We start from the raw sequence: 25,560 nt of genomic DNA, 5'->3' as shown, positions 1-25,560 counted from the left end.
TCTAGTTATTCTCACTCTCATAAATCTCTCTACAAGGTGTACAAAATTTTGCAAATGGTTTTGCTCTTAGTCTTCCAATGGCGATTGACTCATCGCACATCTCACAAATACCATATGTTTTGTTATCTATTCTTTTAATCGCATCTTCAATCTCTTTTAACTCTTTTGATTGTTGATTTGCGATTATCCCTTCTTTAAATGAATCACTTGAAACTTCAGCATAATCATAATCATCATTACACTCTGAATTTTTCAGAGAATCAATACTCTCTCTACTTCCTTGAATATTCTTTTCTATTAATTCTTTTCTTTGTGCTAAAGTAATCTTTAGCTCTTCAATTTGCTTTGAATTTGCCACATTAAACCTTTTTCTAAAAATTTTGACATTATACTAAAAAATATCTAAATTATTTATGATAAGGATGATTACTAATTATACACAAACCTCTAAATATTTGTTCTAGCAAAACAACATTCGCTATTTTATGAGCCATTGTAAGCTCACTTAAGCTAATTTTTTTATCACATTTTTGTAAAAATTCTGTTTCAAATCCATAGGCACCGCCAATAAAAAAGTTAATAGTTCCATTACTTTGTAATAGTTTTGCAAATTCAAAGCTATCAATTTTTTTGCCAAGTACATCTAAAGCAATATTATACCCACTATTTAAAAAAGGTTCAAAAACTTCACTATAAGATTTTTTTGCTTCTATATCAGATATAGTTTGAGCTTTTGCAATTTTTTTGTTAAATAGATTATAAATCTCAACTTTTGAATATTTTGAAGACATTTTAATAAAATCCTCAATAATTTTATTAAATTCATCATTGGAAGATTTTGCGATTTGATAAATATTTATTTTATTCATATAAACTGCTTCCTACCACATTAAAAGAGATGTTTTTAATTTCTTCAGCAATTTTTACTCCACCTATTGCACATACAGGATGATTAGAAATTTTAGCTAAATATGAGATTTTCTCACCTAGCATTACAGATACATCTTTTGTTGCTGTAGCCCTATATGCTCCTAAACCTATCATATCCAAATCTAAACTATTTGCTTCTAATATCTCTTTTTCATTGTGTGTTGAAAGTCCTAGAAGTTTATTTCCTATTTTTTTTCTTATTAGTTTTACTGCTAACTCTTTACTTGAATAAAACTTATTAAAATCTTCTTGTCCTAGATGTAAACCTTCACAAAACTCTACTAAATCAATCTCATCATTAATAATAATTGGAATATTTGTTTTATTTTTTAAATATAAAAGATTTTCTTTTTTTGTTTCAAAAGTAGAGATTTTATCTCTATATTGAATTACTTTTGCATCAAATTTAAGACACAGTTCTAAAAACTGTTCAAAGGAGATATTTCTATTTTTTAAAGTTTGAAAATCACATAAAGCATATAGATTATTTGAAGAAATTTTAGGGTTAAAAGCTAAAACTTCTTCAAAACGGGTAAGATTCATTAACTAACTTGAATAGTATTACTTGAAAACATTGTTAATAAATCAGAAAGTGTTTTTTTCATATCTGCTCTGTTAACAACCATATCAATTGATCCCTTTTCAAGTAAGAATTCTGCTCTTTGAAAGCCTTCAGGAAGGTCTGCTCCAATAGTTTGTTTAATAACCCTTTGACCTGCAAATCCAACTAAGGCACCAGGTTCTGCCATAATAATATCACCTAAGAAAGCAAATGAAGCAGAAACACCACCCATAGTAGGATCCGTAAGAACTGATATATAAGGAAGTCCTACAGAGTCAAGTTTTTTCAGTGCTGCTGAAGTTTTTGCCATTTGCATAAGGGCAAAAGTAGACTCTTGCATTCTTGCCCCTCCAGAAGCAGAAACAATAATAACTCCTTGTTTCTTCTCTAAAGCACGATTTACACATCTAACAATCTTTTCACCCTCAACAGAACCTAAACTTCCACCCATAAAAGCAAAATCAAAAATTGCCATTTGAACGCCAATGCCATTTATCGTACATTCACCACTTACAACAGAAGAGTTTCTTCCTGTTTTTTTAACAGCTTCATCAACTCTTTTTTTATAAGATTTACTATCAACAAATTTTAATGGGTCATTTGGCATCAAGTCATTGTCGTATTCAACAAAACTATTCTCATCACAAATAACTTCTATTCTTCTTTTTGCCCCAATTCTCATATGAAAATTACATTTAGGACATATATTATTTTGAGATTCTACCTCTTTAAAAAACATCAAAGAACTGCATTCTGGACACTTTATCCAGTGACTTGGAGCATCTTTTTTTGTTGGTTGTTCTTTTTTACTATCAAATTTTATTTTATTAAATAGATTCTTCAAATCCATAATATATCCTTTTAAAAACTATTTTTTAAGACTTTTGAATTTATCCAATTCATCAAGTTGTTCCCAAGGGTAATCTTCTTGCCCAACTTGTCCACGTGCAGCAACATCTGCGTAAAGGAAAGTATCAGCACTTGGCTTATCTAGGTTGAATTTCTTAGTAATCCAATTTGGAGTTAAAGAAAAGCTGTCATGAACAAATGCAGATAAAATATCATCATTTAGTCCATCTATACAAGTTCCACAAGTATCAACTGAAATTGAAGTTGGTTTTGCAACACCAATTGCATAAGATAATTGAACTATTGCTTTTTTTGCAATTCCTGAAGCAACAATATGTTTTGCTATCCAACGTCCTGCATATAATCCACTTCTATCAACTTTTGTATAATCTTTAGAAGACTGAGCTCCACCACCAATAGGTGCATATCCACCAAATGAATCAACTATTAGCTTTCTTCCTGTTAATCCTGAGTCATGTAAAGAAGAGTGTGATATATATTTTCCAGTTGGATTAATATGAATAATTGTTTTTTCTAAACAAAATAAATCTTCTGGTAAATTTGTCTCTTTGATTAATCCTAAGATTAACTCTCTTACTTTTTCAATACTCATAGTTGATACACAAGGAGCTGAAACTACTACAGTATGAATATGTTTTGGAATACAATTCTCAAAATTCTCTTTTGTTTCATAATCAATTGTAACTTGCGTTTTAATATCAACACCTAAAACGTCTGGATTAGCTAAAGCATACTCATAAACTTTTTCCATAAGCATTCTTGCATATGTAATTGCACTTGGCATAAAGTTTGCTGTTTCACTATTCGCATATCCAAACATGATACCTTGATCTCCAGCACCTGTTTCACCATCTTCTTGGTCAACACCTTGGTTAATATCAGGAGATTGTCTATTTAATAGAACTTGTACATTTACATCATCAGGGTGTAAACACTCCTCTTTTGTAAAATGAGGATGTCCGTTATATCCAATTTTTGCAAGAGACTCTAAAACTAAATCTTTATAATCTTGCTCAGATAAATTTGTATGTGATGTAACCTCACCACCAATAACAACATATTTACCTGCAACAAAAACTTCTGATGCAACTCTACTTTTGCTGTCTCCGATAATTAACTTATCAACTATACTATCTGCTATAATATCTGCACATTTGTCAGGATGCCCTGGACTTACTACTTCACTAGTAAATAAATATTCTGTTTTGTTTTCCATTTTTGTTTTCCATTCTTTTGTTTTCCAAAAGCTAAAATCGAATTATTTTACAATCTTATCTTTATCGTTTTCCATTCTTTTGTTTTCCATTTTCGTTTTCCAACTAATTAAAGTTAAAATAAAAAATAAAATTAAAAGTTTGTATACTTTTATAAAAAGTAATGAATTTTATCTAAAATTTACTTTTATAACTTTAAATTGTTGATTAATTATAAATTTTAAGTAAGTTATTCAACCGTTACACTTTTTGCTAAATTTCGTGGCATATCTACGTCATTACCAAGTCTTACAGAAATTTCCATAGAAAATAGTTGTAGTGCAACTAACATCTCAAAGAACTCAAGCATATAATGATCACACTTATTTATTTTGATAAAATCATCTGCTAATTCAAAATCTAACGGCGAAACTGCACAGATAGTACTATCCCTTGCACTTAGCTCTTCTACATTTGATTTGATTTTATCATACAATAAATTTTGGGGCATAAGAGCTATTGTGAAAAGCTCAGGATCTGCTAAAGCAATAGGTCCATGCTTCATTTCACCTGCAGGATACCCTTCAGCATGAAGATATGATATCTCTTTTAATTTTAGTGCTCCTTCAAGAGCCAGTGGGAAAAATACATCTCTTCCTATAAAGAAAAAACCGTGACCATGAAGATACCTTTTAGATAATCTTTTTGTTTTTTCATGAACATAGTCGTAAACTTTAAGTGATTTGGGAACTTCACGTAATGCTTTTAATTCACTACTTAAACACTCAACACTAAGTGAGTTTTTATATTGAGCAAAATAAAGAGCCATCATCCATAAAACTACTGTTTGAGTTGAAAATGCTTTTGTTGATGCAACTCCCTTCTCTATTCCCGCTCTTGTTAAAACAGAATAGTTAGCAGTTCTTGTCATAGAAGAGTTATCTACATTACAAACTACTATTGATTTTAGCCCTGCTCTTTTTGCCATTTTAAGAGCTTCTAAAGTATCAGCTGTTTCACCACTTTGTGAGATTACTATAAAAAGTGTGTTTTTATTCAAAAGTGGTTCTTTATATCTAAATTCACTTGCAATCTCTACACTACATCTAACTTTTGTTAACCTTTCAAATAAATATGAAGCCGTAAGTCCTGCATGAAAAGATGTACCACAAGCACAAATTTTAATCTCTTCAATACCTTCAATTATAGAAGAATCAAACTCTTCAAAATCTACTTTTTCATCACCCATTCGGCCAAGCATCGCATCACTTGTAACTACACTTTGTTCATGAATCTCTTTTTCCATAAAAAAACGAAATCCATCTTTTTGAGCAAACTGTTTTGAAGTTGGTAAAACTCCCCATGATATTTTCTCATTCTCAAAAAACTCTATACCTTCTGCACAAGCAACTCCACCACAGCCATCTTCTAAATATACAACTTCATTTGCAAGTCCTATTAGGGGTGCATCAGAAGAAGCAAATAAAACTTCCTTTTTTTCATTTCCACGGGCAATAATTAAAGGTGAACCATGCTTAAAAAAGTATATATCATTTGGACATGATTTTGAGATTAGAAGTATAGAAAATGCACCTTCAAGTCTTTTAATAGTGTTTTGAAATGAGGCTTTACAATCATTTAGTTTGTTATTATAATATTCAAAAAGATGAACAATAACTTCTGTATCAGTTTGTGATACAAAGTTATGTCCAGCAATTTGTAACTCTTCTTTTAGTTCTTTATAGTTTTCTATAATCCCATTATGAACTACATATGAATACTCACCTAAATGTGGGTGGGCATTTAGTTCTGTTGGTTTACCATGTGTTGCCCATCTTGTGTGTCCTATTCCTATATTGTAGTTATTTTGTGTGCTTACTTTTTGTTCTAGATTTTTTAGTTTTCCTAAAGCTTTGAAAACTTCAATTTTTTCACTACTTAATAGTGCAATTCCTGCACTATCATATCCTCTATATTCAAGCTCTTTTAAACCATCTAACAAAATATCTTCTGTTTTTTTATTTCCAATATATCCAACAATTCCACACATAAATAAGCCTTTATAATTTTAAAAAGATATTGTACAAAAATATTCATGATATATTACTTTTAGCATTTTTTGATACAATTCTTTTTTATTTTAAGGGGTTAAAATCAAATCATTTTTAAAAGTTGATAAAGATATCTTTTTTTCTAGCTGTGAAACTTGTGAAGCAAGGTGTTGTGATGGAAGAAAAGGAAGTATCTATTGTCAAATTATTCTTGAAGATTTTTCTAATGTATATAAAAACTTTCCTATTTTATTTACCTTTGGTGATATGGGTTATTTAAAAGCGATCATTTTATTAAGTGATGGGAGAAGTTTATGTCCATATATAGAAAACTTCAAATGTACTATTTATGAAAATAGACCAACTGTTTGTAAAGCTTACCCTCTTAGTACCAATATTGATAATATTGTCTATTATGATTTAAATTGTCCTGGTATTAGTGAAATTGGAAGTGAAGTAATAAAAAATGGAGAAATTTCACCCTCTTTTGACTCTTATATTTTTGATGATTATCAGACAAGATATATAAATACCCACAAAAAACTTGAAGAATTTAACAAAATCGAAGATTTTGAATTAGTAACTACAATCAATAATAATAAATTTTATAAATATGTAGGAAAAGAGATAAATCCCTATATTACAATGCATTTGGACTCTTTAAAACACTTGAAAAAGTATAATATATAGATATTAGTTTTACTTTAAGTTTATATTTGGATATAATTACAGTATCAAAACAGTATGGAGGTTTAAATGACAGGACTTCTACAGTGGTAGAATTTATACCAAAATTTATTGTTAATATTTAAAAATAAAAAGGTTTTATTTTACTAAAGCTTGAGCTTATAATGTAAATAAGCTTTTAAAATTAGAAAGGCTCTTCAAATGAAGAGCCTTTTTTTATGGGTATTTTCTTCTAAATAAGAGGAAATAAGTAGCTCTTTTGGGTTCAATGGTGCCTTTGGCACATCACATTCACCTGCTCAAAGGACAAAAGAGACACAAGTCTCTTTGTCAGCCTTTGATTACATCATTCCACCCATTCCTCCCATTCCGCCCATACCACCCATGTCTGGCATAGCAGGTGCAGCAGGTTTATCTTCTTTAATATCTGTTACTGTAGCTTCTGTAGTTAATAATAATGAAGCAACTGAAACAGCATTTTGTGTTGCAATTCTTTCAACTTTTGCAGGATCAACGATTCCAGCTTCGAACATATCAACATATTGTCCAGTTGAAGCATCAAATCCAATATTTTCATTTTCTGATTTTTCTACTTCATTTACAACAACACCAGCATCAAATCCAGCATTGATTGCAATTTGTTTCATAGGTGCTTTAATTGCTCTTAAAACAATTGCAGCTCCAATAGCTTCATCACCTGTAAGATCAAGTTTAACTTGTGCCGCAGCTCTAATTAATGCAGCTCCACCACCAATTACAATACCCTCTTCAACAGCAGCTCTTGTTGCACTTAATGCATCATCAACTCTATCTTTTTTCTCTTTCATTTCAGTTTCACTAGCAGCTCCAACCTTAATAACAGCAACTCCGCCACTTAGTTTTGCAAGTCTCTCTTGTAATTTTTCTTTATCATAATCACTAGTTGTGTTTTCAATTTCTGATTTGATTTGTGATACTCTAGAATTTACTGAATCTGTACTTCCTTCACCATCTACAATAGTTGTATTATCTTTATCAATTACAACTTTTGCAGCAGTACCAAGTACTTCAACACCACAAGTTTCAAGTTTCATTCCAAGTTCTTCAGAGATAACTGTACCATTTGTTAAAACTGCAATATCTTGTAACATTGCTTTTCTTCTATCTCCAAATCCAGGTGCTTTTACAGCTGCAATATTTAATGAACCTCTTAATCTATTTACAACTAATGTTGCCAATGCTTCACCATCAACATCTTCTGCAATAATTAATAAAGGTCTTCCCGCTTGATTAACAGCTTCTAAGATTGGTAACATCTCTTTTAAGTTAGAGATTTTTTTATCATATAATAAAATATATGGATTGTCCATTTCTGCAATCATTTTTTCAGAATTTGTTACGAAATATGGAGATAAATATCCTCTATCAAATTGCATACCTTCAACAACTTCTAATTCATCAGAGATACCTTTTGCTTCTTCAACAGTAATAACACCATCTTTTCCAACTTTTTCCATAGCTTCTGCAATCATTGAACCAATTGCATGATCAGAGTTTGCAGAAATTGTAGCAACTTGCTCTATTTCAGTCTTGTTTGCAACAACTCTTGATGCTGTTTTTAGATTAGCTAAAATCGCATCAGTTGCTTTATCCATACCTCTTTTTAAAATAATTGGGTTTGCTCCAGCTGTTACATTTCTCAAACCCTCTTTATAGATAGAGTGAGCTAAAACAGTAGCAGTTGTAGTTCCATCACCTGCTTCATCAGCAGTTTTTGAAGCAACTTCTTTTACTAATTGTGCTCCCATATTTTCTAAAGTATCTTCTAATTCAATCTCTCTTGCAACTGAAACACCATCTTTTGTGATTGAAGGAGCACCAAAAGATTTTTGTAATAATACATTTCTTCCTCTAGGTCCCATTGTAACTTTTACTGCATCTGCTAACTTCTCAACACCTGCATATAATCTATTTCTTGCTGAATCACTAAATAATACTTCTTTTGCCATTACATAACTCCTATAATATTTTCAATTTCTAATACTAGATAATCTTGACCATCTAAAGTGAACTCTGTACCTCTGTATTGTTCAAATACAATAGTATCACCCTCTTTTAATTCTGTTACTTCAGATCCAACTGCTTTTACAACAGCTGTATTTGGTTTTTCTTTTGCAGAATCAACTAAAATGATTCCGCTTGCAGTTTTACTTTCTACTTCAGTTCTTTCTACAAGAACCCTTTTTCCTAGTGGTTTAAAAGTCATTATATACTCTCCTATCAAGTTTGTTTCTAATTTTTATAAGTTTTAGCACTCTATTTTTTTGAGTGCTAAATTGTAATAAAATTTTTGATTTTTGTCAAGTAAATTGAGTAAAGATGACTAAGAGTTTGAGAACTATTTTATTTGTGTCTATTTATATATTTTATGAGTAAATTATTTAATGAATTATATAAGTTTTCATCCAGTGATTTTAGAGTTTTTTCACACTTTAAAGCTAGTTCATTTGCAGCATTTATTGCACCGCTAAGTCCCAATAAGTTTACAAAAGAGTTTTTTGCTCCATCATTATGTGTAGTTTTACCAGCTTGTTCATCACTTTGTGTTTCATCAAGAATATCATCTTGAATTTGAAACAGAAGTCCAATATCTATTCCAAAGTTATAAAGCTTATTTTGAGTAGCTAAATCATAGTTAGCAATTATTGTTCCCATTTTTAGACTTCCAGCTATTAGTTTTGCAGTTTTATGTATATGCAAAAATTCAAGTTGTGAAAGCTCAAGTTTTTGATTTTCAAAAAAACAGTCAATTGCTTGACCAATAATCATACCATCAATTCCACCATCACTTGCAAGCACTTTTACACACTCTATTTTAACATCACTAGATAATGATGCATTTGCTATTTTACTAAAAGCTTCAGTATTTAAAGCATCACCTACAAGTATTGCAGTTACTTCATCATACTTTTTATGCAAAGTTTCAAATCCTCTTCTTAAACTTGCATCATCCATAGCAGGTAAATCATCGTGAACTAAAGAGTATGTGTGCAACATCTCTAGTCCTAAGGCAACAGGAAGTGCACTTTTTACTAAAAGAGAGTTTTTAGAGTCTACTACACTTAATAAAAGCATAGGTCTAAATCTTTTTCCACCAGCATCTAACATAAGACTTAAAGCATCTTCAAAATGAGGATGGAAAGTTTTTGATACTGGAAGATTTGATTTTAGATAGTTTTCAAAAGTTTCTAAAAGATTATTCATTATTTATTTTGAGACGATGATCCCATGCCACCCATCATATTCATGGCCATCATTTTTTTATTTTCATCTGATTGTTTTATCACATCGTTCATTGCTGAGATTAATAAAATTTGTAAAGAGTCTTTATCATCAAGTAAAGAATCATCTATTTGCAAATCAATTACCTCTGAGTTACCATTAATTGAAAGTGAAATCATTCCACCACCAGCTTTTGAAGTAAATACTTTTGCTGCATTATCTTCTTTTGCTTTATTTGCCATATCTTGAAATTGACCCATCATTTCATTAAGATTTATTTTACTTAAATCAATACCATCAAACATGGTCACTTCCTACTAATTCATTTGTAATTGTTGTAATGTTATTTTTGTCATCAACAAGCACAACTGCTGGTTTATAATTTTCTAATTCACTCTCACTATATGAAGCATAAGCTATTACAATAATTTTATCACCAATTTCTACTTTTCTAGCTGCGGCTCCGTTTAGACACATATCTTTACTTCCAGCTTTACCTTTTATAATATATGTAGAAAATCTTTCACCATTATTAACATTTACAATTTCTACTTTTTGGCCAACTCTTAATTGAGCGGCTTGCATAAGCTCTTCATCAACAGTAATTGATCCAACATAATTTAAGTTTGCATCTGTAACTGTTGCTCTATGAATTTTGCTATAAAGCATATCGAATGTCATATATACCTCTTTATTTTGCTAAATTAATAGGCTCTCCCCAGAACTGTTCTGGTATTATAAACTCCTGAACAGGATTCCCACCTATAATGTGTTCTTGTATAATTCTATCTATTTTTTCCTTAGATAAATTACAATACATAGTATGTCCTGGTTCTACAAGTAATACAGGTCCCATTTGACATCTTCCTAAACATGAAGTTCTAATTGGTTGAACCGGTCCCATTAAACCATTTTCCATTAGTTTTTGAGCCATATGATTAAATAAATCTTTTGACTCTTCTGTTACACAACTAGGTTTTGGCATACCTGGAGGTGCACTTTGTTCACACTTGAACATATAAAATGTTGGTTGAGGGATAACTGGCATTTCCATTTGTTTCTTCCTTACTACATATAATTTTGCAAATTTTATCCAATAAATATTAAAGTCATCTAAAAACTCAATTTTAATAAAATATTAAAAACTATAATACTATACTTTAAGCCCAATAAATGGTCAAAAAGGTAAAAGAATGAAAAAAATATTTATGTTAGCAATTATGTCTGTGTTACTATATGCTACTAATCCAATAGCAGTTGTAGAAACTACACAAGGTAAAATAGAGATAGAATTAAGACCTGACATGGCACCACTTGCAGTAGAAAACTTTACAACGCATGCAAAAAATGGTTATTACGACAATCTTATTTTTCACAGAATTATAAAGAACTTCATGATTCAAGGTGGAGATCCAACAGGTACAGGAAGAGGTGGAGAATCTATTTGGAAAAAACCATTTAAAGATGAGTTTTCACCAAATGCAGTATTTGATAAACCAGGTATTTTGGCAATGGCAAACTCTGGACCAAATACAAATGGAAGTCAATTTTTCATTACAACGGTACCTACATATTGGTTAAATGGAAGACATACGATTTTTGGATATGTAAAAAGTGGTATGAATGTAGTTAAAAAGCTTGAAAATGTTCCTGTATTAGGACAGACTCAAGGTAATAAACCTTTAACTGAACAAAAAATCATCTCAATTGAAATAAAGTAGAACTTCTACTTTAGGGCACCTCCAAAAATTCTATACACCAATAGAAGCCAAAGAAGAGGTGCCTTTATTTTAGTTATATATTTTTGATAGAGTTTGAGTATCTACAACATGCATAATTCTTCTCTCTAACTGTTCTATTTTTTGAGTTTCAACTTTTGCTTTATCTTTCCAAAATTCTAATTTCTTAGATAAAACCTGAATGTCAGAAGAACCTTTTGATAACTTAAGTTTTTCTATGTCTTTTTCAAGTTGGTCAATTTCTATATTTGAAGCTATTTTAATTTGATTAATCTTTTTTTGAGAGTTTGCAACAACATTTTCCATATTGTCTCTTAATTTTTTCATCTCAATATTTAAACTTGCATTCTCTTTTTGGATTTTTATTACGTTAATCCCTTTAATATTTGATACGTCTTCTTTCTCATATCTATCAACTTTTGTTTTTAAAATATTTACGTCATCTTTATATTTATCTAAAAGATATAGATATTTTTCCTTATCAAGTTCTGCACTCTTTAACTCTTCTTGTAGCTGTATTATTTGATTTTCTAAATCATTTATTTGTAGATTGTTTTTAGCAAAAGTCTCTTTTGTTTTTATAAAGATATCACTTTTTTCTTTCATTAAAGCAACTTGAACATCTCTTTGTTTCTTAATATCTTCAGTTATATCTCTTTGAATAATTATAGTTCCAATAATATTTGCATCTTCATCATGGGAAGGTATCATATATGTATCAAGTATTAAAACACTATTTTCTTTGCTTATTTGTTTTAACTTCCCTTTCCACATCCTATTATCTAAAACTTTTGCAAACATATTGTTATAGACTTTTATGTCACTATCATGACTTTTTAAACTTAAAAACTCTTTTCCTATCAACTCATCTTTAAGAAATCCTAAGAGTTTACAAAAATGAGAGTTTACATAAGTTATATTCATATGAATATCAGTTTTAATAACTATACTATTTGCATCAATTGCTTTTTTATATAAAGATAGTTCGTCATTTTTTCTTTTTATAATTCTTTTAGCCAATAAGTTTTCTGCAAACTCTTTTATTGATTCAAGTAAGGCTCTTATGTCTATTGGTTTAACTGCATAATTAACTACTTTTAATTTAATTGAATCCATCAAAAATTCTTTATCAGAATATGCTGTTGCAAAGATAACACCAACTTCTTTATCAAACTCTCTAATTTTTTTTATCATATCAATTCCAGACATAGTTGGCATATTGATATCACTAATTATAAGGTCGATTTTTTTTTGATTTTTTTTGAATATTTCTAAGCCTTCAGCACCATTACTAGCACAAAAAACTTGAGAAAAAAAGTTTGTTAATAAAGAAGATAATTCTGTTCTCATTACATCATCATCTTCTACGTATAAAATAGAGATTTGTTTTAATAAGGTCTTATCTAAAGACATTTATTTTAGCTTTTTATTATTGATTAACTCGATAAATTTTATGAAATCAAATGGCTTTAGTAAATAGTCAGTTACACCATACTCTTTTGCTTCTGTCATATATTTAGATTCAGTATGGGCAGTCATTATAATAATTTCTAAATTTGGATATAGAGATTTTACCTCTTTTATCATTTCCAAGCCATTCATAATGGGCATACTAATATCAGTAACAATTATATCCACACTATTAGAATGTTCTTTTAAAATAGCTAAACCCTCTTCACCATTATTGGCTGTCAAGAAATCTACTTGCAACTTTTGTAAAGTCTCTGAAATAATATCCATTAAATCTTTTTCATCTTCTACAAAAAGAAACTTTAATTTTTTAAGTTGTGATATACTTTCTTGTAAATTATTTGTCATTATTTTACTTTCACTATTCTAGTTCAGCTTTACTAACAACTGCTTCAATATCCATAATAACTAACATTTCATTATTATGAAGTCTAACAAAACCTTTTAAATATTTTGAAGGGATTGATGAGCCAATGTCAGATACTGGTGACAATGCTGATAAATCAAGTCTTTGAACATCATCAACTTTATCAACAACAATTCCAATCATTCTTTTATCTTTTGTTACAACTGCAATTACAGCTGTATTTTGATTGTTTACAATATCACCCGTTTTAAATTTAACTCTTAAATCAACAACAGGTACAACTTCACCTCTTAAATTAATAAGTCCTTTTATATATGAAGGAACATTTGGTAAGATAGTTATCATTTCTGGATAAGTTAATATTTCTCTAATCTTAGGCAGCTCAATTGCGTATTGCATAGAACCTAATACAAACTTCATATACTCACTTGTGTTTGCATAATCTATTATTGCTTCGTCGTTGTTTTGATTTTCCATATGATTTGAACTCCTATTAGTAGTATGTTATCATTTTTTGTTATATTTTACAATATTTATCTTAAATTTTATATTTTTTTAATGCCTAAAATATTACATCTAACAGATAACTTTGTAGTTTCTAGTGTGATCTCTTCATCAACTTTAACACTATCTAAACTTACAATTTGGTTATTTTTAGATAATTGCACATATCCATCAATAACTTTTCTATCTGGATGATTAGATTCATATGCACTTTTTAAATAGTTTAGTTCATTTTGTTTTTGTCTATAAACTTGACTAAAAGCACTTATTAAATTTGACTTTATAAAACTTATCTCTTTTTGGATAAAGGAGAATTTTCTATCAAGGGAGTGTTGTTCAAAATGTTTTTTTAAATTTAATAAAATTTGTTCTTTGTTAAAAATCACTCTTTTAAATCTATTTTCTAATTCAACTTGTAAATTATCTAAATATATGAAATGTTCATTTTTATCAGGTAGTGCTATTTCCATTGCATTTGATGGAGTTGCAGCTCGAACATCTGCTACAAAATCAGAAATCAAAAAATCAACTTCATGACCAACTGCAGATATTACAGGAGTATTTGCTTCAAATATAGCTCGTGCAACTATTTCTTCATTAAAAGCCCAAAGATCTTCTATGCTTCCTCCACCTCGTCCTACAATCATCACATCACAATTTAAGCTATCAGCTTTTTTTATGGAGTTTACAATATTAAATTTAGACCCCTCACCTTGGACTAAAGTAGGAATCAAAATTAATTTAATCAAAGGCCATCTATTTTGTGCTACTTTTTTCATATCTTCAATAGCTGCACCAGTTGCAGAGGTAACTAGAGCTATTTTTTTAGGATATTTTGGAAGAGTTTTTTTAATATTTCTATCAAAAAGTCCCTCTTTTTGTAACTTCTCTTTTAACTGCTCAAAGGCAAGAGCAAGTGAGCCTTGACCATCTGGGTCAATCTTTGTACACATAAGTTGATAATTCCCCCTTGGAATATAAGCAGTGATACTTCCTGAAATAATTATCTTCATACCTACTTCTAATCTAAACTTTAAGTATTGGGCATTGCCTCTAAACATTACACAAGAAAGTGTAGAGTTTTCATCTTTTATTGAAAAGTATATATGCCCAGAGGAATGATATGTTAAATTTGATATTTCACCTTGGACATATACACCTACAAAAGTAGTCTCAAGTAAAGACTTTATTTGATTATTTAGTGTTGAGACACTAAGAGCTTGATTCATGGGTTAAATCAAACCTTTCTTGCAATAAATAGTGTAGATATATTCATAGAAAAACCTTTTACATAAATAGGTTCCAATCCAGCTTCTCTTAGCTCTAAACAAAGATTATCTTGAGTTAAAAACTCATCAATTGAGTTTGGTAAATAAGTGTATGCTTCTTTATTTTTTGAAATCATTCCACCTAAAGTTGGTAAGATTTTATTCATATAAAAATCTGTAACATAATCAAGTGGAGAGTTCTTTTCATTTTTTGTAAACTCTAAAATTACCAAAAGTCCATCTTTTTTTAAAGTTCTTGCAAACTCATGGAAAGCTTCTTGTCTTTTAACAACATTTCTAATCCCATATGAAATAGATATAATATCAGCAATTTCATTTTCAAAAGGCATTGACTCAGCACCTGCTTCTATAAACTCAACATCTGGCAGTTTTGTTTTTGCTACATCCATCATACCAACACTTGGGTCTACTCCAACTCTATTTTGTACTTCTATTGCATTTTTATCTGCTATTTTTTGCCAAGTTGTAAGCATATCACCAGTTCCACAAGCTACATCAATAATCTTCTCTATTTTGTTTTTACCATAAAAAGAAAAAGCTAAATCACAAGCTTTATTTCTCCAAGTTTTATCAATACCCATACTTAAAACTCTATTTGCCACATCATAAGTTCCAGCTATTTCGTTGAACATTGATACTATTTTTTCTTGTTTACCCATTATAAATATTCCTATTATTTAAATAAAAAAACTCCCACCAATAATCCAGCTATAAACCCGATATTTAAAAAAACTAATAGTTTTAAAAAATCTAATTTTTTATCTTTTATTGGCATAAGTTTTACAATTTGTTCTTGTAGTTTTAAAGCTTCATTAAACTTTAGTGTTGACCTATCAATATTATCAGCGGTCTTTTTTAGTGTTAATTCTGTAAATTCTATTCTTTCCACAAGCTCTTTTGCTTGTTTGAAACTCATATCACTCATCTATTTTTTTTCTAACCATTTATCCAAGTCACAAAAGATTTGATTTAAAACATTTAAAACGTAATCTTGAGCTTCTGACTGTAATCTTCTAAAAAATATAAACTTTTTAGCACTCTCAACATCTCCTAACTCTTTTGCTTTTATAGCTTTTTCTCTAAAGTCAGTATTATTGTGTGCCATCTCCCAAACCGTACTACCTAAGTATCTACTCATAGTAATAACTTTATCATTTTTTACTGTAAAATATTTTGGGTCTTTCATAAAATCAAACATCACAGTATTTGAAGCTAAATATTTATGTCCAAAGAAGTTTATAAACTGCTCTTCCACATAATCTTTTTCCATAGATATTGCTCGGTTTAGAGCAAAAATAATATTATCATCAGGATTTTGTTCTATTTTTCTTATTTTTTTCATAGTTGCAATTGCATTTTTTCCATCAAGTTCACCATCACCTAAAGGAATAATCCACTTTAGATTTCCAAAAGAACCAACTTTTTTAATCTCATCTAAAACCAATGATGAAGTTTTATTTCCACCAACATCAATGATTATTTCGTGATTATCATCCATTAAAATAAGTTCATCTAGCTCACTTACCTTGTTTGTTCGTAGCATTCTTTTATTAACTATTTGTGTTGTTGTAAATGATTGGCTATCATTATTTTCATCATCAATTTCTATGTAAGTAATCTTTTTCCCATGCTTTTTGTATAAGTATGGAGCTATTACTTGCATAGCAACAGTTGATTTACCAACACCACCTTTAGTTTGAGGAATAATAATCATCTGAACTAATCCTTTAAGATTTTTTTTGATTTTTCATAAATTCTACAATCTTTCCATGAAATCTACAATATATCATGTTTAATGAGATATCATAATCATAAAGCGATTCAATTTTATCGAAATTTTCATTAATTCCATATTCTAACCAAGCTTTGAGTTCATCATAACTTTCAAACTCATATCCAAAGCTTTTTAGCAATCTATTTGTGTAAGAATCAACTACCATCTCTTCTTTATGACATGAGTAACAAAGTATTGCATCAGCAGTTTCTTCTCCTATTCCTTTTTGAGAAAGTAACCATTCTCTACATACATTTTCTTTAAAAGTTTTAAAATCACCAAATTCTTCAATTATATTTTCACAAATCTTTTTTATTCTTATGGATTTTTGGTTTTTAAAGCCACTTGGTGTGATTGCGTGAATTAAAATATCTATATCCACTTCTATTAGTTTTTCTAAATCAAGAAGATTAAGTCTACTTAGGTTTTCCAAAGATTTTTCTACATTTATCCATTTGGTGTTTTGAGTTAAAATAGCCCCTAGAAATATCTCAAAGTCGTCATTTCTAGGCCACCAATATTTATATTTTGTATCTATTAAATTTTTATCTTTTAAAAAAATAAACAAATCATAAGAGTCTACAATACTATTCAAAAATTGCCTTAGTTATTAGCTCATCACCTTTATCACATAAAACTTTTATCTTAAATGCATCTACTGTTTTTCCTTCTTTAATATCCATAACAATCATTTGCAGTATAGATTTACAAGAGTTAGGAATAGTAAAATGTCCACCAAGTCCAGTGGTTGCTTTTTCTATTGGGATTTTGGAATCCATTCCTATAACATTGTCTCTACAACCTGTTAGTCCAATATCTGTCAAATAAGTAGTTCCATCAACTACTTGTAAATCATCTGTTCCAACATGGGTATGACTTCCGCATATTCCACTTACTTTTCCATTAAACATCATAGCCATAACTCTTTTTTCACTTGTGGCTTCTGCATGAAAATCTATAAAGATATTTTTTATATTTTGCTCTTCTAACTCTTTTACTATTTGGCTTGCCTTATTAAAAGGATTATCACAAGTTGGCATTGAAAAATTACCCATTAGGTTTATGACTGCTAGTTTTTCACCAGCAACTTCAAAAACCTTATAACCTTCGCCTGGCACGCCATTAGGATAGTTTGCAGGTCTTATTACATTTTGGCTTTCAAGTAGACCTATTATCTCTTTTCTTTTATCAAAAGTGTGATTACCACCTGTAAATAAATCAACACCTATTTTAAATAGCTCATTGGCATTTTTAACAGTCAAACCAAAACCATGACTTGCATTTTCGCCATTGGCAATTATAAAATCAATCTCATATTTTGTTTTTAATTTTCTTAAATTTTGTTCAATTATTTTTCTACCAGGACGACCTACAATATCACCAATAAATGCTATTTTCAATATATTTTTCCTTTGTTTTTCTATTGGGATTGTATCAATTAAAAAGTTAGTTTTTTCTTTTGTTTCTTTCTTTTTTTATATTTCTAATCATAAGTAATAGAAAAAATAGCCCTATAGATAAGCTAATAATTGTAGGTGTTAAATTTGAAGCATCATAAAAATTGTATGCAATTACAAAAGAGAGTATGGATATAACTAAACACATCTATTTAACTTTTTTGCACAAACTACAGCAGAAGAAAAAGCAAACTGAAAGTTAAATCCACCAAGTTCTCCAGTTACATCTAAAGCCTCGCCAATGAAAAACAAATCCTTTTGAAGTCTACTTTGCATAGTTTTTACATCTACCTCATCAACTTCAACTCCACCTTTTGTAACTTCTGCTTTTGTATATCCAAAGTTTCCAGCAGGAGCGAACTCATAGTTTTTTAAAACTTCTAGTTTATTTAACTCTTCACTGTTTAATTTACTAATTGGCTTATCATCTAGTTGAATTGAAGCTAAAAACTCTTGCATAAATCTTTTTGGTAGATTAAAACTTGAAGAGATATTTTTATTGCCTTTTAAAAATGATTTGAAAGTCTTATTTGGTAAAAAATCAATACTCATTTTTCCTTTTTTCCAATACAAAGAACTATTTAAAATCACAGGTCCAGTTATACCTTTATGGGCAAAAAGTAGACCTCCTTCAAAGGTTTTATTTTCTACATATGCTTTTACAAACATAGAGATACCGCTTAGGTTTTTAAACCAAAACTGCTCTTTTTGTACAGTAAATCCAACAAGGGAAGGATTTAAAGGATTGACTTTATGTTTAAACTTCTTTGCTATATCAAAAGCAATAGAAGAAGCTCCAAGTGTTTGATAACTTAAACCTCCGCTTGCTATTACTACTTTTTTGGCTTCTATGATTTGATTGTTTGTTTTTACTTTATAAAAATTATCAAACTCTATATCACTAACTTCACTATTTAAAAAAAGTCTTTTGCCTTTTATTAGCTTTAAAAACATATCAATAACGTCTTGGGAGGTATTACAAAAGAAAGTTCCTTTTACTATTTTTTCATTAAGTTTAAAACTTAAGTTTTGTTTTTTTAAAAAGCTTATTAAATCCTCATTTGAAAACTCTTTTAAAACAGAACTTACAAAAGTACTATCTCCTAAATAATTATTAGCTGTAACTTTTTTGTTGGTAATATTACACTTTGCTCCACCTGATACTTTTATTTTAGCACCTACTTTTACATTGCTATCTATTAGGCATACATTACTGCTTTTTAGTTGAGAAGCTAACATAAGTCCACTAGCTCCTGCTCCTATTATGGCTATATCAAATATTATTTATCCTTCTTTTCAAGCTTTACAATAGTAAATATATTTGTCTCATCTTTATAGTCATATTTTAGTACATAATCATTTGCTTTTAGAATTGAGTTTACGATATAAAGTCCAAGTCCAAAGCTATCTTTGTTTTTATTTTCATTTGCAAAGAATGGCTCAAAATAGTCTTCCAAAGGATATAATAAGCCCTTTCCTCTGTTTTCAAATATTATTTCATCTTTATCATTTGTTTTTATGGTTACTTTTTTATCATCTGAGTATTTAATTGCATTGTCAATAAGGTTTTTTATTGCTACACAAAAAAGTTTAAAATTTACATTTAATTTTTTGTTTTCATATTCTGAGATTATTACATCATCTTCTAGCATAAGCATATCTTCTGCATTGTCTATAATATCATCTAAAAAGTAGTTGTTTTTTACTATATTTTTAGTGGAAGATATAAGCTCTTCTATTTGTGTAAACTCACTAATAAGTAGTTCTAAACGCGTAAATACTCTTCTCATTTTCTCGGCATTTTCATCACTATTTTCTAATTCACTTAAAAATTTACCCTTTGTAATTGGAGTTTTGAGTTCATGCATAATATTTCGTATAAACACATTTCTAGACTCTTTTATATCTTTTAATTTTTGAGCTGTATTTTTAAACTCTACTGCTAGTTGAGAGACTTCATCTTGGGCAGTAATATTATGACACTCAAAATCAAACTCTTCATCACCTAGAGTTTTTACTTTATCTTTTAGAAGTTTTAAGGGATAAAGCTTTTTCCAAGTGGTTATAAAAGAAAGAACTATTGCTAAAAATAAAACCGCAAAAACTGCTATTAAATATACAAGTGGATTTACATGCTTATAGTCTGTATCTTTAAACATAATCTCCAACATACCACTTTTTATAAATAGATAGCTCTCCCCTTTTAAGTCTAAAACTCTTACCAATATCGTCCTATATTTTCTCTCTAAGGCAATCTTTGTTTTTGGATTATATAAAACTGCTTTCATTTGTCCAACATCATTTATAAAATCCATATCCATATTTGATAAGGAATCTACAAAAAACTTAGTCAAACCATTTCTTCTTTGTTGCTCTAGTACCATCTTAGCAACTGGTAAGTATTTCTTTGACAGATGTTTTTCTTTATCCTCTTGAGTATGTAAAACAAGCACTACAAAACTTGCTATTACTAAAAATAAAGAGATTATAAAACTAATTGTTATAGTAAAAAATATTGAATCTTTTTTCATTGTAAAAATTTATACCCCATTCCTCTTATTGTATGTAAATACGACGGTGTTTTTGGATTATCTTCTATTTTATGTCTAATTCTATTTATTATAACTGCAAGTGAACCTATGTTGTCATAATCACTATTTAATAAATTGCTATTTTCAAAAATATCATCCCTTGATACAACAAAACCTTCTCTTTTTATCAAAAGAGACAGCACTTCATATTCTGCTGCAGTCAATCTTATAAACTTATCATCTTTTCGTATCTCTTTTTTCTCTTCATCAAATATAAATACTTTTTGTGGTTTTTCTTCTGTTTTTGAACTTGTATTGTATCTTCGCAGAATAGTTTTAATTCTAACTTCAAGTTCTCTTGGGTCATAGGGTTTTGGTAAATAATCATCAGCTCCAAGTTGTAAAGCAGTTACTTTATCTGTAATATCACTTCTTGCACTTGAGATTATTATTGGTATATCATGATTTGCAATAATATCTTTACAAACATCTAAGCCATCCATACCAGGAAGGGTTAAATCTAAAATTATCAAATCAAATTTATTTATTTTTAGACTACTTAGAGCCAAGAAAGGCTCTTCGTAATTTGTTACATTTATATTAAATTTACTTAAGTATTGTGTTAAGACTTCTGCTAATTCAGCATCATCTTCCACCATTGCTATGTTTATCATGTTTCATACCTCTTTTACCTTCAAAGCTATTTGAATCAAGCATCTTTTTTAACTCATTTTTTTGTTCAATTGTTAAAATATCATAAATTTTATCTATCAAAGTAGCCTTGTATTCTACCATATTTTTATACTTATTCAAAGAGATGTCAATATATCTATTTTTATCAAACTTTCCATTTATAAAGGCATCAGAATAAGATTGAATTTTAGGTTTAGTATCTTTCATGATAGCTTTTACTTTTGATACTTGTTCATCACTTAAATTTAGATTATGAATATATCTCATTATACTAAAATGTGTGTTTTTCTTATCTTTCATATGACAATATGAATTCTCTTTTTTAGGTTTACAAAGGTGCCCTTTTTTCATATCAACAGCAAATAAAAACGTTGAAACCAAACTACTTAACAAAACAACTGTTACTAAAATTCTTTTCATAAATTCTCCTTAGTTTTCATAAGGAAATTGTTACATTACTATATATCCATTCATAAATGAAAAGTTAACTCAATGTTAATAATAAAATTTTAAGTATTAATCAAAAGGGAGTAAAATGGTAAATTCGGCACCTGTATAAGTTTTACCTTCATACTTATAATCAACATTTAAAGCACTTATTTTACCTTTCATACTCTCTTCTATTATTTGCTTAGAAATATATAAACCTATTCCTGTACCACCATCTTTTTCTTTAGTGGTATAATGTGCATCAAAAATATTATCTATTATTTCACTTGGGATTCCAGAAGCATTATCTCTTATTTTTATAGTAATATTACTTTTTTCTTTATAAACATCAACAAATATATATCTTTTTTCAATACTTGCCATTTTTACAAGTTCTTCTTTTGCATTTTTAAATAGGTTGATTAAGGTTTGCAATAACTCATTCTTTGAGCCAAAGAACTCTACATCTTTAATATTTGATATTACCTCGATATTGTTATTTCTAAGTTGTGAACTTATAAGTTTTAAAGTGTCATCTATTGCATCAGAGATTTTAAACATACTTTTCTCTTTATTTGGATTAAAAAAGTTTCTAAAATCATCAATTGTTTGGCTTAAGTTATGTATAGATTCATCAATATCATCAATTGCAGAATCTATCTCTTCTTGGGTAGAGAAGTCTTTCATCTCTCTATTGATTCTAAGCAAACCATTTGCCATAGAAATTACACTCAGTGGCTGTTTCCATTGGTGAGCAATACTTCCTATCATCTCTCCCATTGTTGCCATTTTTGATTGTTGTGTTAATAATTTCTCTTTTTCTAAACTATTTTTCATCTCATTATATATTTTTAACCTATACTCACGAAACACTGTAAAAATTGTTTTAGATAAATAAAATGAACTTAGAATTACTATTATAGTAATAATTAAACCTATGAGGATTATATTTTTTACAGATTCTTCATTTGATAAAATCAAAGATTGTTTTTTTTCTTCAATTTGACTTTCTAACTCTTCTAGATAAAAACCACTACCAATCATCCAATCCCAATCTTCATATAGTTTTACAAAGGACATTTTATCATTAGATTTTATTGCAGTATTAAGTTTTACAGTAGAAGTATATTTTATAAAGCCCTCTTTATTTTTCTTTGTATAATCAATAATATCTCTTAAAGTATATTTTCCATCACTATTCTTAACATCATATCTATTTAGACCAATTAACTCTTTTTTTGGATTTACTAAACATAGACCTTTTAAATCATATAAGAAAATATGCTCAGGTTTTTTAAGTTCAAAACTATTTAGTTTTTTTAATACTCTTTTTTGTGTTTGTTTTTTAAAGTCCTCTTCATAATACCCAGCACCAATAAACAAATCATATGGTTCAAACTTTTTGAAAAATCCGATTTTTTTACCTTCTTTTTTATCACTAGAAGTTTTTTTCCAATACCACTCATAAAATGTTTCATCTTTATTACTTAATATTTCATTCATCTCTTTTAAAATATAAGTTCCCTTTGAATCTTGAAAATCCCATAGATTTTTTCCTTCCAAATTTGGAAATCCTGCATTTAAAATATTTTCACCACTCATTTTATAAATAAATATATACCCATTGTTATTAAATCTTATTGCTTTTAAAGCAGATTTTATTATCTGAATTGTTTCTGCTTTTGAATAATCAGCTCTTTTTATATTTTTATTATAAATTAATGTTGCAATCGCATGGGCTTGATATACCTCTTCTTTTACTAAGTTTTTAAAATCTTCTTTTTCAAACTCTCTTTCTAAATCGATAAGTTTATGTGCTTTATTAACTAGATTTTCTACCATTATTTTATTATGAGATATATAGCCTTCTTCTTGTTTTTTTATTTCATCATTTACTTCTTGTTTTTTTTGATAAATAACTACCTCAATTACTATAAATGAAAAAACTATAATGCAGATAATAGCCCCATATCTTATAAAATTTAATAAACTCTTTTCATTTTTTAAGATATTCAAACTTTCTCCAATCCTTCATATAAATTATCTAAATCATACATAAATATTATATCAGAATTCTGTTTTTTTGTATATACTTACAAAAAAGATAGTTACGTAAAAATACTACGTAATATGTTACAAAAATATTCAAATTACTTACATCTTATATCATAGATAAAAAAATTCAACTTCATAAACAATAATTAGTTATAATCTACTAATTTAATTACAAGGGGCATCTAAGATTATGGGAAAAATAACAGAACAAGATATAATAGATAGTATAGCAGACGCATGTCAGTACATCTCTTTTTACCATCCAGAGGATTTCGTAAAAGGAATGGTTGAAGCATATGAAAATGAGAAATCAGAAGCTGCAAAAAATGCAATAGGACAAATTTTAATTAATTCAAAAATGTGTGCAATGGGTCATAGACCTTTATGTCAAGATACAGGTAGTGTTAATATATTTGTTAGAGTTGGATTAAATGCTAACTTAGATATTAAAGAAGAGCTTGTAGATTTATTAAATAAAGGTGTTGCAAAAGGGTATACAGATCCAGACAATACATTAAGATACTCAGTTGTATCTGACCCAGCAGGAGCTAGAACAAATACAAAAGATAATACACCTGCTGTTATTCATGTAACAGTTGATAACTCTGATGAGTTGGATATCACAGTAGCTGCAAAAGGTGGTGGAAGTGAAAACAAATCTAAATTTGCAGTATTAAATCCTTCAGATTCAGTTTATGATTGGGTAATGGACAATGTTAGACAAATGGGTGCAGGATGGTGTCCCCCTGGTATCTTAGGTATTGGTATTGGTGGAAATCCAGAAAAATCTATGCTTTTAGCAAAAGAGTCTTTAATGGGTCATGTTGATATTCATGAACTTCAAGCAAGAGGTCCTCAAAATGCTTTAGAAGAGTTAAGATTAAAACTATATGAAGATATCAATAAAATAGGTATTGGAGCTCAAGGACTTGGTGGTTTAACAACTGTTGTAGATGTTAAAATTTTAGATTATCCATGTCATGCTGCTTCACTTCCTGTTGCTATGATTCCAAACTGTGCAGCAACAAGACATATTCACTTTAAATTAAAAGGTGATGGACCAGCTAGATTTAACAAACCAGATTTAGACCTATGGCCAGATATTGAACTTCCTATGGATACTATTAAAAGAGTTAACATAGAAGATTTAACAAAAGAGAATTTATCTCAATTTAAATCAGGTGATACATTATTACTTTCTGGAAAAATCTTAACAGCAAGAGATGCAGCTCATAAAAAAATAGTTGAGTACAAAAATGCAAATAAACCCCTTCCTAATGGAGTTGATTTAAAAGATAGATTTATTTATTATGTTGGACCAGTTGACCCTGTAAGAGATGAAAAAGTAGGACCAGCGGGACCAACAACATCTACAAGAATGGATAAATTTACAAAAGATATGATGGAAATAGGAATCATGGGAATGATTGGGAAAGCTGAAAGAAAGCAACCAACAATTGATTTAATCAAAGAGTACAAATCTATGTATTTAATCGCAACAGGTGGGGCTGCATATTTAATCTCTCAATCAATCAAAGATGCAAAAGTTCTTGCTTTTGAAGAGATGGGTATGGAAGCTATTTATGAATTTGAAGTTAAAGATATGCCTGTTACTGTTGCTGTTGATACAGAAGGTACTTCTATTCATACAACAGGTCCTGCTAAATGGAGAACAATTTAATAATTTTATGTATAAAA

General features: G+C 29.0%; 29 protein-coding genes. 3 read left to right on the top strand and 26 right to left on the bottom strand.

What is annotated here, in order from left to right; translation table 11 throughout:
- Position 1: 1 nt before the first annotated feature.
- The 6 genes from dksA to glmS form a co-directional block, all read right to left on the bottom strand.
- On the bottom strand, positions 2-358 hold the full coding sequence (gene dksA / locus ACNI28_RS09650; protein WP_419764046.1) for an RNA polymerase-binding protein DksA: 357 nt from the start codon (positions 356-358) through the stop codon (positions 2-4).
- A gap of 49 nt (positions 359-407) precedes the next feature.
- A complete protein-coding gene (locus ACNI28_RS09645; RefSeq protein ID WP_419764045.1) occupies positions 408-869 on the bottom strand; it encodes a 23S rRNA (pseudouridine(1915)-N(3))-methyltransferase RlmH in 462 nt (153 codons plus the stop codon).
- Positions 862-1,473, bottom strand: coding sequence for a thiamine phosphate synthase (locus ACNI28_RS09640; RefSeq protein ID WP_419764044.1), 612 nt, complete (start codon positions 1,471-1,473; stop codon positions 862-864). Before ACNI28_RS09640 ends, ACNI28_RS09645 begins: the two co-directional genes overlap by 8 nt.
- Positions 1,473-2,342, bottom strand: a complete 870-nt coding sequence (gene accD / locus ACNI28_RS09635; RefSeq protein ID WP_419764043.1) for an acetyl-CoA carboxylase, carboxyltransferase subunit beta — start codon at positions 2,340-2,342, stop codon at positions 1,473-1,475. The genes ACNI28_RS09640 and accD overlap by 1 nt, the downstream gene beginning before the upstream one ends.
- A gap of 18 nt (positions 2,343-2,360) precedes the next feature.
- Positions 2,361-3,578 carry a methionine adenosyltransferase gene (gene metK, locus ACNI28_RS09630; protein WP_419764042.1) on the bottom strand — a complete coding sequence of 406 codons (1,218 nt, stop codon included), beginning with the start codon at positions 3,576-3,578 and terminating at the stop codon, positions 2,361-2,363.
- A 227-nt stretch (positions 3,579-3,805) separates the two neighbouring features.
- A complete protein-coding gene (glmS, locus tag ACNI28_RS09625; protein ID WP_419764041.1) occupies positions 3,806-5,605 on the bottom strand; it encodes a glutamine--fructose-6-phosphate transaminase (isomerizing) in 1,800 nt (599 codons plus the stop codon).
- A gap of 268 nt (positions 5,606-5,873) precedes the next feature.
- Here glmS and ACNI28_RS09620 point away from each other — a divergent pair, with 268 nt between their 5' ends.
- Entirely contained in the window at positions 5,874-6,296 is a 423-nt protein-coding gene (locus tag ACNI28_RS09620) for a YkgJ family cysteine cluster protein (RefSeq protein WP_419764040.1), read from the top strand.
- A 338-nt stretch (positions 6,297-6,634) separates the two neighbouring features.
- On the opposite strand, the gene groL is transcribed toward ACNI28_RS09620, so the two are convergent.
- The 6 genes from groL to ACNI28_RS09590 form a co-directional block, all read right to left on the bottom strand.
- The gene (groL, locus tag ACNI28_RS09615) at positions 6,635-8,281 is read right to left on the bottom strand and encodes a chaperonin GroEL (RefSeq protein WP_419764039.1); all 1,647 of its coding nucleotides are present in this window, start codon (positions 8,279-8,281) and stop codon (positions 6,635-6,637) included.
- The gene (gene groES, locus ACNI28_RS09610) at positions 8,281-8,538 is read right to left on the bottom strand and encodes a co-chaperone GroES (RefSeq protein WP_298749522.1); all 258 of its coding nucleotides are present in this window, start codon (positions 8,536-8,538) and stop codon (positions 8,281-8,283) included. Before groES ends, groL begins: the two co-directional genes overlap by 1 nt.
- Before the next feature lie 137 nt (positions 8,539-8,675).
- A complete protein-coding gene (locus ACNI28_RS09605) occupies positions 8,676-9,536 on the bottom strand; it encodes a polyprenyl synthetase family protein (RefSeq protein ID WP_419764038.1) in 861 nt (286 codons plus the stop codon).
- Entirely contained in the window at positions 9,536-9,859 is a 324-nt protein-coding gene (locus ACNI28_RS09600; RefSeq protein ID WP_419764037.1) for a YbaB/EbfC family nucleoid-associated protein, read from the bottom strand. The genes ACNI28_RS09605 and ACNI28_RS09600 overlap by 1 nt, the downstream gene beginning before the upstream one ends.
- The gene (panD, locus tag ACNI28_RS09595; RefSeq protein ID WP_419764036.1) at positions 9,852-10,235 is read right to left on the bottom strand and encodes an aspartate 1-decarboxylase; all 384 of its coding nucleotides are present in this window, start codon (positions 10,233-10,235) and stop codon (positions 9,852-9,854) included. The genes ACNI28_RS09600 and panD overlap by 8 nt, the downstream gene beginning before the upstream one ends.
- 10 nt (positions 10,236-10,245) lie before the next feature.
- Positions 10,246-10,608 carry a (2Fe-2S) ferredoxin domain-containing protein gene (locus ACNI28_RS09590; protein WP_419764035.1) on the bottom strand — a complete coding sequence of 121 codons (363 nt, stop codon included), beginning with the start codon at positions 10,606-10,608 and terminating at the stop codon, positions 10,246-10,248.
- Positions 10,609-10,747: 139 nt separating this feature from the next.
- Here ACNI28_RS09590 and ACNI28_RS09585 point away from each other — a divergent pair, with 139 nt between their 5' ends.
- Entirely contained in the window at positions 10,748-11,275 is a 528-nt protein-coding gene (locus ACNI28_RS09585) for a peptidylprolyl isomerase (protein WP_419764034.1), read from the top strand.
- Positions 11,276-11,344: 69 nt separating this feature from the next.
- Here ACNI28_RS09585 and ACNI28_RS09580 read toward each other — a convergent pair whose 3' ends face one another.
- The 14 genes from ACNI28_RS09580 to ACNI28_RS09515 all read right to left on the bottom strand — a co-directional run bounded on the left by ACNI28_RS09580 (position 11,345) and on the right by ACNI28_RS09515 (position 23,823).
- Positions 11,345-12,706, bottom strand: a complete 1,362-nt coding sequence (locus tag ACNI28_RS09580) for a response regulator (protein ID WP_419764033.1) — start codon at positions 12,704-12,706, stop codon at positions 11,345-11,347.
- On the bottom strand, positions 12,707-13,111 hold the full coding sequence (locus ACNI28_RS09575; RefSeq protein ID WP_419764032.1) for a response regulator: 405 nt from the start codon (positions 13,109-13,111) through the stop codon (positions 12,707-12,709).
- A 13-nt stretch (positions 13,112-13,124) separates the two neighbouring features.
- Complete coding sequence (locus tag ACNI28_RS09570) at positions 13,125-13,607, bottom strand: chemotaxis protein CheW (protein ID WP_419764031.1); 483 nt, start codon at positions 13,605-13,607, stop codon at positions 13,125-13,127.
- 68 nt (positions 13,608-13,675) lie between these two features.
- Positions 13,676-14,863 carry an exodeoxyribonuclease VII large subunit gene (gene xseA, locus ACNI28_RS09565; protein ID WP_419764030.1) on the bottom strand — a complete coding sequence of 396 codons (1,188 nt, stop codon included), beginning with the start codon at positions 14,861-14,863 and terminating at the stop codon, positions 13,676-13,678.
- An 8-nt stretch (positions 14,864-14,871) separates the two neighbouring features.
- Positions 14,872-15,582 carry a bifunctional demethylmenaquinone methyltransferase/2-methoxy-6-polyprenyl-1,4-benzoquinol methylase UbiE gene (gene ubiE, locus ACNI28_RS09560; protein ID WP_419764029.1) on the bottom strand — a complete coding sequence of 237 codons (711 nt, stop codon included), beginning with the start codon at positions 15,580-15,582 and terminating at the stop codon, positions 14,872-14,874.
- Positions 15,583-15,596: 14 nt separating this feature from the next.
- Positions 15,597-15,839, bottom strand: a complete 243-nt coding sequence (locus ACNI28_RS09555) for a hypothetical protein (protein ID WP_419764028.1) — start codon at positions 15,837-15,839, stop codon at positions 15,597-15,599.
- 9 nt (positions 15,840-15,848) lie between these two features.
- Complete coding sequence (locus ACNI28_RS09550; protein WP_419764027.1) at positions 15,849-16,637, bottom strand: AAA family ATPase; 789 nt, start codon at positions 16,635-16,637, stop codon at positions 15,849-15,851.
- A gap of 13 nt (positions 16,638-16,650) precedes the next feature.
- On the bottom strand, positions 16,651-17,292 hold the full coding sequence (locus ACNI28_RS09545) for a 3-methyladenine DNA glycosylase (protein ID WP_419764026.1): 642 nt from the start codon (positions 17,290-17,292) through the stop codon (positions 16,651-16,653).
- Positions 17,285-18,097 (bottom strand): TIGR00282 family metallophosphoesterase, encoded by an 813-nt coding sequence (locus tag ACNI28_RS09540; RefSeq protein ID WP_419764025.1) that lies wholly within the window; start codon positions 18,095-18,097, stop codon positions 17,285-17,287. Before ACNI28_RS09540 ends, ACNI28_RS09545 begins: the two co-directional genes overlap by 8 nt.
- A 195-nt stretch (positions 18,098-18,292) precedes the next feature.
- Positions 18,293-19,417 (bottom strand): BaiN/RdsA family NAD(P)/FAD-dependent oxidoreductase, encoded by a 1,125-nt coding sequence (locus ACNI28_RS09535; RefSeq protein ID WP_419766463.1) that lies wholly within the window; start codon positions 19,415-19,417, stop codon positions 18,293-18,295.
- A 17-nt stretch (positions 19,418-19,434) separates the two neighbouring features.
- Positions 19,435-20,685 (bottom strand): ArsS family sensor histidine kinase, encoded by a 1,251-nt coding sequence (locus ACNI28_RS09530; protein WP_419764024.1) that lies wholly within the window; start codon positions 20,683-20,685, stop codon positions 19,435-19,437.
- Positions 20,682-21,359: a response regulator transcription factor gene (locus tag ACNI28_RS09525; protein ID WP_419764023.1), complete on the bottom strand. Its 678-nt coding sequence runs from the start codon at positions 21,357-21,359 to the stop codon at positions 20,682-20,684. Before ACNI28_RS09525 ends, ACNI28_RS09530 begins: the two co-directional genes overlap by 4 nt.
- Entirely contained in the window at positions 21,331-21,798 is a 468-nt protein-coding gene (locus ACNI28_RS09520; RefSeq protein ID WP_419764022.1) for a Spy/CpxP family protein refolding chaperone, read from the bottom strand. Before ACNI28_RS09520 ends, ACNI28_RS09525 begins: the two co-directional genes overlap by 29 nt.
- Positions 21,799-21,894: 96 nt before the next feature.
- A complete protein-coding gene (locus ACNI28_RS09515) occupies positions 21,895-23,823 on the bottom strand; it encodes a sensor histidine kinase (RefSeq protein WP_419764021.1) in 1,929 nt (642 codons plus the stop codon).
- 229 nt (positions 23,824-24,052) lie between these two features.
- Between ACNI28_RS09515 and ACNI28_RS09510 the strand changes: the two genes are divergently transcribed.
- Positions 24,053-25,543, top strand: a complete 1,491-nt coding sequence (locus ACNI28_RS09510) for a fumarate hydratase (protein WP_419764020.1) — start codon at positions 24,053-24,055, stop codon at positions 25,541-25,543.
- Positions 25,544-25,560: the final 17 nt, after the last annotated feature.

The organism is Arcobacter denitrificans (SeqCode) (assembly GCF_048571185.1).
Taxonomy (GTDB): domain Bacteria; phylum Campylobacterota; class Campylobacteria; order Campylobacterales; family Arcobacteraceae; genus Arcobacter; species Arcobacter denitrificans.
This window is presented reverse-complemented; position numbering and strand designations above follow the sequence as displayed.